The sequence below is a fragment of the Maridesulfovibrio frigidus DSM 17176 genome, assembly GCF_000711735.1.
Classification (GTDB): Bacteria; Desulfobacterota; Desulfovibrionia; order Desulfovibrionales; family Desulfovibrionaceae; genus Maridesulfovibrio; species Maridesulfovibrio frigidus.
Genome location: NZ_JONL01000009.1, coordinates 45,718 through 56,369 on the forward strand (window position 1 = coordinate 45,718; position 10,652 = coordinate 56,369).

8 protein-coding genes are annotated in these 10,652 nt (G+C 42.3%); all 8 read right to left on the reverse strand.

Going from position 1 to position 10,652, the window contains the following annotated elements; genetic code table 11:
• Positions 1-47 precede the first annotated feature (47 nt).
• Entirely contained in the window at positions 48-728 is a 681-nt protein-coding gene (locus tag BR06_RS0116225) for a hypothetical protein (protein WP_031484938.1), read from the reverse strand.
• Positions 729-829: 101 nt separating this feature from the next.
• Positions 830-1,930, reverse strand: a complete 1,101-nt coding sequence (locus BR06_RS0116230; RefSeq protein WP_031484940.1) for a hypothetical protein — start codon at positions 1,928-1,930, stop codon at positions 830-832.
• 14 nt (positions 1,931-1,944) lie between these two features.
• Entirely contained in the window at positions 1,945-3,135 is a 1,191-nt protein-coding gene (locus BR06_RS0116235) for a hypothetical protein (RefSeq protein WP_031484942.1), read from the reverse strand.
• Between the two features lie 687 nt (positions 3,136-3,822).
• Positions 3,823-4,281, reverse strand: a complete 459-nt coding sequence (locus BR06_RS0116240; RefSeq protein ID WP_031484944.1) for a hypothetical protein — start codon at positions 4,279-4,281, stop codon at positions 3,823-3,825.
• 1 nt (position 4,282) lies between these two features.
• Entirely contained in the window at positions 4,283-6,262 is a 1,980-nt protein-coding gene (locus tag BR06_RS0116245; RefSeq protein WP_051677142.1) for a preprotein translocase subunit SecA, read from the reverse strand.
• On the reverse strand, positions 6,259-8,406 hold the full coding sequence (locus BR06_RS0116250; protein WP_031484947.1) for a hypothetical protein: 2,148 nt from the start codon (positions 8,404-8,406) through the stop codon (positions 6,259-6,261). The genes BR06_RS0116245 and BR06_RS0116250 overlap by 4 nt, the downstream gene beginning before the upstream one ends.
• 6 nt (positions 8,407-8,412) lie before the next feature.
• Entirely contained in the window at positions 8,413-10,221 is a 1,809-nt protein-coding gene (locus tag BR06_RS0116255; protein WP_084154209.1) for an efflux RND transporter periplasmic adaptor subunit, read from the reverse strand.
• A 105-nt stretch (positions 10,222-10,326) separates the two neighbouring features.
• Positions 10,327-10,641: a DUF3467 domain-containing protein gene (locus BR06_RS0116260; protein ID WP_051677143.1), complete on the reverse strand. Its 315-nt coding sequence runs from the start codon at positions 10,639-10,641 to the stop codon at positions 10,327-10,329.
• Positions 10,642-10,652: the final 11 nt, after the last annotated feature.

Genomic DNA, 10,652 nt, shown 5'->3' on the forward strand with positions numbered 1-10,652 from the left:
CCCGGACCACTATAAGTCCGGGCTGTCCGCTTAATGCACAATACTTCCTACAAATCACCCATCGCATCTTCAGCGCCAGATGTTTCGAGTTTATTACTTTTGCAAAAGGCTATCAGTTTATGAGTAGTTGAAACTGTTTGAGAAGTAAGAGGAGGAATTCTTGGAGCCATATTCATACCAAAAGAAAGATCTTTTTTGATAGAAAGAAGGCTAGTCGGGGAAGCTTCTGAAACCGCAGACTGAGCTCCGTCAAGCCACACAGTGAAGTCCTTGCTGAGCTTTGTCATATCAACAACGCCTGAAGCATAAGGAGGTAAAGCTTCTGCAATCTTCTTTTTAGAAGACTGATCAAGGTCATCCATAGATGACTCTTTTTTAGAAATAGCTTCGTCATTATCTTCGGTCAACGCAACAGACTTATCAATCTCTTCATCCTGAACGTTACCAGCTTTGAGAACTCCAATCTGGTTAGATACAGCGCCGGCAGCATCTTTATCACCAGTTGCGATAAGAACTTTTTCCTGAGCGCCGAGCATGTGCACCAACGCACTGACAAGTCTTGATTTAAGAGTTGCCTGTTCTGAGCTTAGCCCCTTAATATCCGCTTTAGGCTTAGAATCTTCGCCTGTAGCGACAGATGTCATACTGCTAAGACCAAAGGCATTTGCCATACCGGCAAAAGAAAGAACCAAAAGAATAGTACACAAAGAAATTGTAAAGCGTTTCATCAAGTCACTCCGTAACAGATGCAGGAAAAACCTGCGTTAATGGTTAAAAGAATCTCTTCCCCAAAAAAAGGCTCAGCCGAAATTGGCCGAGCCTTGCTACTCTACTTCAAACCTTTTGCATTCAATTGATCTACAATAGAACGAGCTGCTTCTTTCGCAGCCTTTGATAATGCATTTCTTTTTGCAACAATGGCAGAAGGTCCGAGGCCTGCAAACTGCACAGGACCTACAGAAGCGACCTTCTTAGGCAATCTTTTATTAATATTATACACCTTAGCATTCACTGAAACATAAACTCTTTTCAATCCGCTTGTCGGATCAATATCAGCCATCCCTGCGTCTAATGTTCCAATTGCAAATAAAGGAACTTCACAACGTCTTGCTCCTGCAATGGCAGCTTTGCGAGTTTTGCGGGAAAGCTCTGCCTGCATTGAAAATTCTTTTTTAATGACATCAGGTTCAACTCCGCCACATTCACTTACAATATCGCCATATTCAACAACTTCAAAACCGGCAGGAGACAAAACTTCATTCATTGCAGCATCAATATCTGCGGAGCTTGAAATGGTGTATTTGAGTTTGTCTGCTTTTTGCTCAGAGCTTCCACCAGTTGTAGTTTTGGCCATGCTTTTCTTAGATTCGCCAGAAACCATGGTAGAACCGCCCATCGAACCAGTTTCTTTACCTGAAGACATAGATTGCGCCTTAGCAACTTTAGTCACCTTTTTATCATAGGACTTAACTGAAGCTGTATCGCGAGCAACAAAAATAAAGGAGAACATACTTCCTTCGCCGGACGCCCCGCTACCTGCGGCGGAAGAAAGGCTAAGCTTGCTGTCAACAGCAACATCATTGATGAGAGCCTTAACCGCTACAGTATATTTTTCATTATCTTCATCGTTCCTTTCGTCTACAATGCTATGGCTGGCAATGTATTGATCAAGATTATCCGTAAAATCCTTTTCAATTTTAAGATAAGCTTTATACTTTGCCGCGTTAAATGAAGAAGTATACTTCTTCCATGCATTCAGTAAGGCTTCCTGAGCAACCTTATCCTTAGATTCTGTTTTAATTTTTGAAGAAAAAACTCCACCCTCGTAATTGAGAGTAGCAACTCCTGTTACTGAAGTGCCAGCAAAAGCGGTAGAACACAGCATTAGCACGCAACAAATCACCAGCATTATTGAAAAGACTTTCTTCATTTGATCCCCGTTTATCAGTATTTATTGATTTTTTGTTTCAGAGCTTGAAATTGGTCACCCGTACATGACCCTTCTGCACACTTCTTTAGCCAATCTGAATCACATATTTCGATTTGCTTTGTTGTCTTATCAAAAAGAACCAGCAAACTTTCAACAAAAGCAGAACTATCCGCGACGGTTAACTGACCAGCAGGAACAATTTTAACCGCTCCGTTTTTAATTTTACTATTGACGACATCTCCAAGAGCAGACTCCACAATGAGCCGAACATAGCTTCCATATACCCACGACTCCCCTGTCCCATTTTCGTCTAATTTTACCTTTTTAAAGCCTCGAATAGCTATAGTGATAGGGTAATCTCCATCTGGAACCGTAAGCTCGAAAACATCACCATTTGCAAAACGGCCAGCCATCTTATTACCTATGGCTTTTCCTTTCGTATAAGGGAGTATGCTCGTCTTCAAATTCTTGGCGAAAAAAGAACTAAACTGTTGGGCTACAAAAATTTTAAAGGCTTCTTCTCGATCATTCGGGAAATTCTTTACAACAAACTCATTGGCCTTCGCCTCTAAAACCACGTCTTCAACCTTAAAAGTTAAATTCGAGGCACTGGATTTAACTTCTGCGTCTGTTAAAAGGCTGCATAAAGAATCAAGAAAATTAACTCCCGCAATGTCAGACAAGTAAAGTTTTTTAAATATTTCGAGCTTATGTTCCTCAGAAGGAATCCCAGAAGTACAATCGGTAACCCTGACGCCAAATGGATAGCTGGCCACAACCTCCATTTTGATAAAATCAAAAAATAATATCTGCCCATGTAAGTTATAGACAGCTTTAATCAACCCCTCTTCAAGTGTTTCAACGGCTACATCCTCCCAATCCAAAGCAATAGCCATTGCCAAACCTTCACCACTGTCCAGCTGTCCCAATTCACCAGTAATAATTTCAATATTTTTGCTGTCAGTCTTCTGCATTATTTCGGAAAGCATCTTTTCAACAAGTGGTCTGCCTTCTGCATTATTAAGATTGTAGATTTGATCACTGTATTTATACTGACTCTTTATATCTGCATGCTCTCCAAGAAAGGCAAAACCAGAATAAAGAACTCTTTCTTTCACAGCATGAGCTTCAACAATATTTAGTACTGAAAATAGACCTAAAACTAAAAGCACGAATATAATTCGCGCGGTATCTTTTGCTTTCATTTTGTGCGTGTTCCTTTTAAAAGTGCAGTCATTAGATCTATTATTAGGGAAGTATCATACAATTGAGCCTCGAAACTTCTATACTAAATATACTGTGCAATCAATAGAAAATTATGATTAGACCTATAAGGCGCAAATATCTTTTAAAATTAGTTTTTTTTAAGATATAATTTTAATCTATGAGCCAATAAATTTACACAAATAAACCGAATAGTCGGCTTTAAGTGAAATTTTCAAAAGTAAAATTTATATGAGGGAGATTGAAATTACGGAGGAGTGTAGCAAAATATATTTTCACCAGATAAGACTATTAACATAGGCCAAAGAGACAACCATACTCATGATAATTAACTCATCCTAGTAGCACAATTCTCGAGGTAGAAATAAAATAGAGCAGTTTAACAAGTAGTGCGTTTACGATAAACTTGTTTTATCTACTTTTTCAGAGAATTAGAACAATACATACTGCCCCAAATGAGATTCGCAGAGCTCACTCCAGCTTCGAAAACGCACAAAAAATCGCAATCCCAAATAAGGAATCACGTTTTTTTGTGGTAAAGATCCACTCCAATGTGGATATATCTTTTGAGCGAAGAGAATCCGATGGGTGTTGATTTGCGAGTTTATCATACTCCATACCGACTTGAGGCTATGGATTTATTGTACGCTATTTACAACTACAACTAGCTATAATGTAGTCAACAGCTTAACCCGAGCCTTAAATCGCAAAGAAATAGGCTTAGATGAATATTTATTCCAGAAAAGCAAATAGTGGTTGCCCCCCTTGCGGATGTTGGTTTTGAGGGCAAGTGAACCGTCAACTCGGGTCATCATTAGCGGATCACTGATTTTTGGAAATTTTTTCATCTGAGCTTCATCAAGCATCAGGAATAAGATCGGTCCTTTGGTGGTCACTCCTACGGTCAACTCCACGTTATCGGACATATTGCGAAGACGACCCACGGACCATTTTCCCGGGGACACAGTCACATCTGAACTAACCGTCTTTTGATTTGCCTGAAGATCATCCTCTGCCCATACAGGGCAAGTTGCACCAACACTGGATAACACTATTACAGTTAGGGCTATCGTCATTAATTTATATAACTTATCTGATGAAATCATTTCTACTCCAATTATTCTCATTTTAAGCTCCCGGCAAGGAAAGACTTTTTTCTAACCAGTCATCATTGCGCAAAATAGCAAGCCTCTGCGCTGCGGATCTTTGCTCTGAAATACTTTGGAGCAAACCTACGATGCGTTGCAAAATATATGTTCCGCCCTTTTTATTCGACGAACAGCACTTTTTCAGAATCATAATTATGAAACGAGGCAGTATCCTAGTAAAAAGGACATCTTCTAAAGAGCCATAAATAAGTACGCAGCCAGGATCGCCCTGCCTGCCGGAACGTCCGAAAAGTTGTCTATCAACCCTTGCACTATCCTGTGGTTCCACAGAAATAACGCAAAGTCCGCCAAGCTCTACAACTCCATCCTGCAACTTAATATCTGTTCCTCGCCCAGCCATGTTTGTAGCAATAGTAACGGCTCCCTGCCTGCCACCATCAGCAACAATTCGGGCTTCCTCGCTATGGCGGACAGCATTTAGTACCTCACAGCAAATACCCGCTTCCTCAAACATTGTAGCGAGCAATTCACTCATATGAACAGTTCTAGTTCCTATAAGAATCGGCTGCCCGGTAGTATGAAGTTTCGCAACATCTTTAACTATGGCTTTCAATTTTTCGTCAGCAGTGAGGTAAAATCTCCAAGGTAATTCTTTGCGAATGATAGGTCTATGAGTCGGGATCTGCACAAAAGGCATATGATATACTCTCCAAAATTCAGGACCTGCTTCTTTGACAGTACCGCTCATACCTCCAATTTTTGGAAAAAGGCGGAAAAATCTTTGATAACTCATCTTGGCAAGAGTCTTTGTGGGCGGAGAAATATCGACTTCTTCTTTAGCTTCTAGGGCTTGATGTAATCCTATTCCTAGATTTTTGTGGGGTGTGAGTCTTCCGGTAAGGGTATCAAGGAGTACTATTTTTCCATCCAGCACAACATAATGCTCATCTTGCAAATACATTTCCCTAGATTGTAAAGCCAGAGTAAGCAGTTCACGACTACGTTCACTACCTTGCCAAATTTTAGGCAGAGATGCGGCTATAAACTTTATCTGTTTCTCCCCTTGAGGAGTCCAAAAAATTTCACGGTACTGCCAGTTTATTTTATAATGAACATCTTTCTCAAGCCCCTTTGCTCCTTCCCAAGCGGCAAGGGTCGCACCCTCTAATGAAATATTTTCCCTCGGGGCTGATAATATCAGCGGGGTCACAGCCTCATCAACGAGAACACTATCCGCCTCGTCAATAATAACTGCGTAAAGCCCGCGCAAAGCCAATCCGTCTTTTCCCGACCGTTCAGGCATAAGAGTATGAACGATAGCTCGTCCCAAATCATTAGCTTTGTCTCCAACCTTAATACGATCCCTAAGATAATCACCAAGAAGCTCCTTTCCTGTTGTATAAACAACATCCGGCAAATAAGACTTTGCCCGTTCAGGATGCGGAGTCTCTCCTGTCACAAAACCTACCCGCAATCCACACTCTATAAAAAGCGGAGTCATTTCTTCAGCATCGCGCTCGGCTAGATAATCATTTGAGGTCAAAACATGTACTGGTTTTCCAGCAGAGCTCATAAGAACAGCAGCGACAGCCGAGGCCAAACTTTTGCCTTCACCGGTTGCCATTTCCGCTAAACCACCATCATGTATTACAAGTGCTCCCAGAAGCTGTACGGGGTAAGGACGCAACCCAACAGAACGAAAACTTAGTTCACAAACAAGAGTTAATATATCATCTAAAATCTGGCAACCAACACTGCCGTTTTCTCGATACTCAATGCGCATATGACTAAGCCTACTTCTCAATTCATCAGCGCGCACATCTTGTAATTCCAGTGAGCTGGCAACAACCAGTTCTGCTCGTTTTAAAAGTTCAGGCACTGAGAATTCTTTCTCTGCAAGATGCCTCTTCACCCCATGAATCAAACCATCCATTCCCCTATGAACCTTTCGAGGAATGGGCACTTGTACTTTGAATCTATCTTCAAACGGTAAACTCATAACTGATATCTCTTCTGCATGAACTGCCTGAAATACAGAACAAACCTTACGGCAAGAGAGCGAGGAGCCATCTCAATACAAACGCTTCCTGTTCGTCCACCCGGAACACTGACTCCCTTAAACATATCTAAATCGGTCTTGAGTAAATAAAAAGGCTCAGCGGCAAGCAACCCTGAATTATCCGCAGAAGAAAGAGGAATATCTCCACCGCCACGCCAACCGAGCGCAACTGAAGGAAGTTCTTCATGGTAATGAGCTTGTAAATCCCAACTGAAAGCAGCTATATTTTGCAAACCTGCTCCCTTTACATGAACCTCCATCCCCTTTATTTTCCCGTCAAAAAGAGTCGAAGCATCTTCCTGAGAAATCACGGCCATAAAATGAAACTCATCTTCAGAAACAATACGTCCGAAATCATGTCCCTTTGCCACCCACTGCCCTTGTAATTTTTCGGCATCAGGAAGAATCCACAGCCCGTCTTGATCAGCACAAATGGTTAACCCGCTCTTGCGCGTTTCAAGCTGTGTTAGCAATTGAAGAAGCGCCTCCCTGCGTTTATGAACCGGATCTCTATCCAATCCCATTCGGCTTAGAGTCTGTTGTCTGAGAATTGAAATTTGACGCAGTTGCGCTTTCGCCTTGCGTATTTCGAAATCAAGGGTCGGATTATTCTGTATTAGCAGCACCTGCCCTTTAAAAACTATGGCTCCCGGATCAGCTTTAAACTCATCAACAGCGCCGGCAACTTCAGCTATAACATTATTTATATCACGTGATTCAACAACACCAGGGGCCACAATGTCATACGGTAACGGTACAAGAAAAATAAAGATCGCAACTACACCAAAAACTACTCCTGATTTAAGTAACACCCAGCCCCGAACACCTCGTAATGAAGGACTTCTAAATAAATATTTGATGAAATTAATTATAGGTTTGAGGAAACTGGATATAACCATCGCCCCCCCTACCAAAAGACCAATAATAAAATAATTATCCGCTAAAAACATACTGATACCGAGAACTAAAAAGACCTTATAAATTGAACTCGCCACCCCGTAAAAAGCCAGCCAGAACCCTTCCTGCGAACTCCTATTTTTGAATCGAACACCACGTACACTGAATAAATATTTTTCACTGAGTTGCAGAATGTGTTCCCGGCTGCGTTGATAAATGTTGGGCATCTCCAGCAAATCTACTAAAATATAGTAACCATCAAAGCGCATGAGCGGATTGGCATTAAAGAGCAAAGTGGAAACCGTTGCTGTAAACATCATATTGAAAGCAATGGTATGCACAATACCCGGCGGGGACCATGCCCAGATCATACAGCAAATCGACCCCATAAAGAGTTCAACTAGAATCCCTGCGGAGCTAACTAAAACACGCTGCCATTTGCTACCCATGGACCAAGAAGAAGTAGCGTCCACATATGGCAAGGGGGCAAAGAACAGAAACATTATGCCAACTGAAGTAACATTTCCGCCAAACCTTTTACACATGGCGGCATGCCCTGTTTCATGAAAAATTTTGAGGAGAACTAGGCCCGCATATAAGGGCAGTATATTACTCGGGGCAAGGATAGAGGACGCGCTGTAACCTATTTCACTCGCATTTTGGAGCGCCACAAATATTCCGCAGAGCACCACCACGAACCAAATCAATGCTCCGAAGAGACTGATCAGAACATTCCAGAGCGGACTAAGATAAGTAAGCAACTTTTCCGGGTTAAAAAGACCAAAACGAATAAATAGAATGTTCATCCATTTTTGGCGTCTAGCTTTGCGCTCTTTTTCATCACCTTGATCAAAAAGTTTCTGAGTATCCACTTCTTCATCAAAATGAATAAGGTTGGCTTGAGAAAGCTCCACCAGCAAGGAAATAACATCTTCCTGTCCCGGCCCGAATTCAGGGTCGTCCTCAAGAGCTTTAAGCCATACTTCTTCAATGGTCTTATTAAAATCAAGCCTAGTAAGAAAATCATAATATGCAGGAGTCAAACGGAAAAAATTTCCTGTATATGGATCATGAACAACGTACCAGTCTTCCCCGCGGTAATGCTGCCTGCGGACGCCTACAGTTGCTCGCAAGGCTGCTCGAACATTCGCAACTCTATGCCAATTTTCACTAAATGTTTTACCCATGATGCACTAAATCCAAAACTGCAAACGCAGGTAATCGATAGCTTCGTGAGTCAAAATCCACCAAGGAGTGCGCATACCCACATCAAATTTAGCAACTCCGCTCATGCCCGGACGCCACCAGTTAAGACGTTCATCTTCTAAACGGCCGCGAACAACAAAAACATTGGCCCCCTTTTCCACTCGGGCCAACGGGACTATTTTTTCGACTTGAACCATATATTTTTGGTCGGGACTACCGACAAACGAAATTTCAGCAGGAGCACCTAACTTAATTTCATCAATATCGCGTTCCTCAACACTAATTTCAACATGCAACCTTTCCAGAGATGCGACAGTCATCAACACTTCCCCCTGACGGACTGGAGCTCCAATGCGCGTTCGCAAATCTCCTTCTGCAACTACTCCGTCAAAAGGAGCTAAGACTTTGGCTTGTTTCAAATAAAATGAAATACGCTCTATTTCCGTAAGGACTTCGTCCTCCATCGCTCTGGCAATACGCATTTCGGCTAGAGATTTAGATGCGCGAGCTTTCTCTCCTTCGTGACGATGCCGGGCCAATTTTGCAACAGCTTCTGACTGGTCCAAAAACAGTTCCCGTGTATCCAGCTCCACCAAAAGATCTCCGATCTTAACCACATCTCCAGGTTCAACAGGAGCGGAGTCAATATAACCATCCACGGGAGCAGTTACATGCAATGAATTATCAGCTTTAAGAATGAACGAACCATCCACCGAATACGGCCAAACTCCCAAAAATAAATATGCTGCTACGACCAGAGCAGTAACTATTGTGACCTTCTTAACCGTACCTTCGGCACCTGTGGCTTTTTGAGCTGATTCGGTAACTTTGCGCCAGATTCTAGAGCCAAGCCACTGATCTTGTTCTTCAAGACGATATAGCCAAAGCGATGTCTGCTCCAAAAGCAATCTTAAACGCCATACTTCATCTTCACTAAAAGAGGTTCCTTCACGTTCACAGGTCATAACCCCGACAACCTTCCCGTTTCTGCGGATTGGAAGTGACAATATATTACCTACACGTCTTACGCTGGCATATGTATCATGGGATCTTACAGCCGTATTACGCTTCCCCTGAACAGGCCAGATTATTTCAGCCTCCTGCCATGCACATTCCTCCATGGCAGATTCTAATTCCCATACAGCTTTGGCATGTTCTTCAAACGATTCAAGATTACTGATGGTTTTAACCTTAACATGTTTCCCACTTGTCCAACCAAGACTGACCTGATCGCACCTGAAAAGAGATGCACAAGAGTTACAAAGGCGCATTGCTGCAAGCTTAAACCTTTCATCGCCGGCAACATCTCCAACAAGCTGAAAGAGCTCGCCCATAAAAACAACATCATTGCGAGCTTGCTTAAACTGACGCGAAATCTGAAAAAATGAAGGGATAGCTGCAACTAAAAGCAGAGTGGAGAACTCCGGCAATGTAGCTACTTCCGGCGGAAGACTAGCCAATAAAACAGGAGCACTTTCCTGAGGTCCGACATCCACTCGCACGGCAACGACAACTTCATTACCGATCCGTCCGGTGGAAATACTATCTCTTAAAGTTGTAGCTGCCAGTGTTGCCAGCCCCTCAGTCATAGGCCAGCCTTTTTCCGGCGGAACCCAGGAATGAGCAACTTTCCAGCATTCTCCGACTGTCCCCACCAACATAGCCTTATCAGCCCTGCAAAGGGCCGCAAACTGGCGAACAAACTGTGACCAGAAAGTTTTTACATCTGTCCCTGAGCGAGTCAGTTCAGAAAGAGAGTCCACGAACTCTCGCAATTCCTGTGTTACTTTTGCCATTTGAAGCCTATGTTTGATTCATTCAATTTATACGATAAACGCCGGGCAACCGTAGTTATACGGTAGCCCGGCTGTATGGAATTAGCTTTCTCAGAAAACAAGTTATTAAGCTTTTTTCTTCTCAAACTCATCTAAAGTTTTAGATAGAACAGCCATGAAACGTTTGGCTGTAGCAGGAGTCATAATAATACGATTGGTAAGGCTTACAAGAACATCTTTCTGAGCATTGTTCCACGCCTGACTTGTACCAAAAAGAAGCATAATTTCATCATTGGTAGTCGCAACGTTTGCTATGTTTGCATATTCACTTTTCATTGTACGGTCATCCCATACAATTTTACCAGTAGCTGCTTCTTCTGGATTTTCAATACCCTGAAGATTTTCTGCCTTGACTTCCTGAGCTTGATCTTTATTTGACATTTTAAATTCCT

What these genes read in the sequence shown, in the direction of transcription:
- BR06_RS0116230 (WP_031484940.1), bottom strand. Translation starts at nt 1,930, where the DNA reads ATGAAGAAAGTCTTTTCAATAATGCTGGTGATTTGTTGCGTGCTAATG.
- BR06_RS0116225 (WP_031484938.1), bottom strand. Translation starts at nt 728, where the DNA reads ATGAAACGCTTTACAATTTCTTTGTGTACTATTCTTTTGGTTCTTTCT.
- BR06_RS0116260 (WP_051677143.1), bottom strand. Translation starts at nt 10,641, where the DNA reads ATGTCAAATAAAGATCAAGCTCAGGAAGTCAAGGCAGAAAATCTTCAG.
- BR06_RS0116245 (WP_051677142.1), bottom strand. Translation starts at nt 6,262, where the DNA reads ATGAGTTTACCGTTTGAAGATAGATTCAAAGTACAAGTGCCCATTCCT.
- BR06_RS0116255 (WP_084154209.1), bottom strand. Translation starts at nt 10,221, where the DNA reads ATGGCAAAAGTAACACAGGAATTGCGAGAGTTCGTGGACTCTCTTTCT.
- BR06_RS0116240 (WP_031484944.1), bottom strand. Translation starts at nt 4,281, where the DNA reads ATGAGAATAATTGGAGTAGAAATGATTTCATCAGATAAGTTATATAAA.
- BR06_RS0116235 (WP_031484942.1), bottom strand. Translation starts at nt 3,135, where the DNA reads ATGAAAGCAAAAGATACCGCGCGAATTATATTCGTGCTTTTAGTTTTA.
- BR06_RS0116250 (WP_031484947.1), bottom strand. Translation starts at nt 8,406, where the DNA reads ATGGGTAAAACATTTAGTGAAAATTGGCATAGAGTTGCGAATGTTCGA.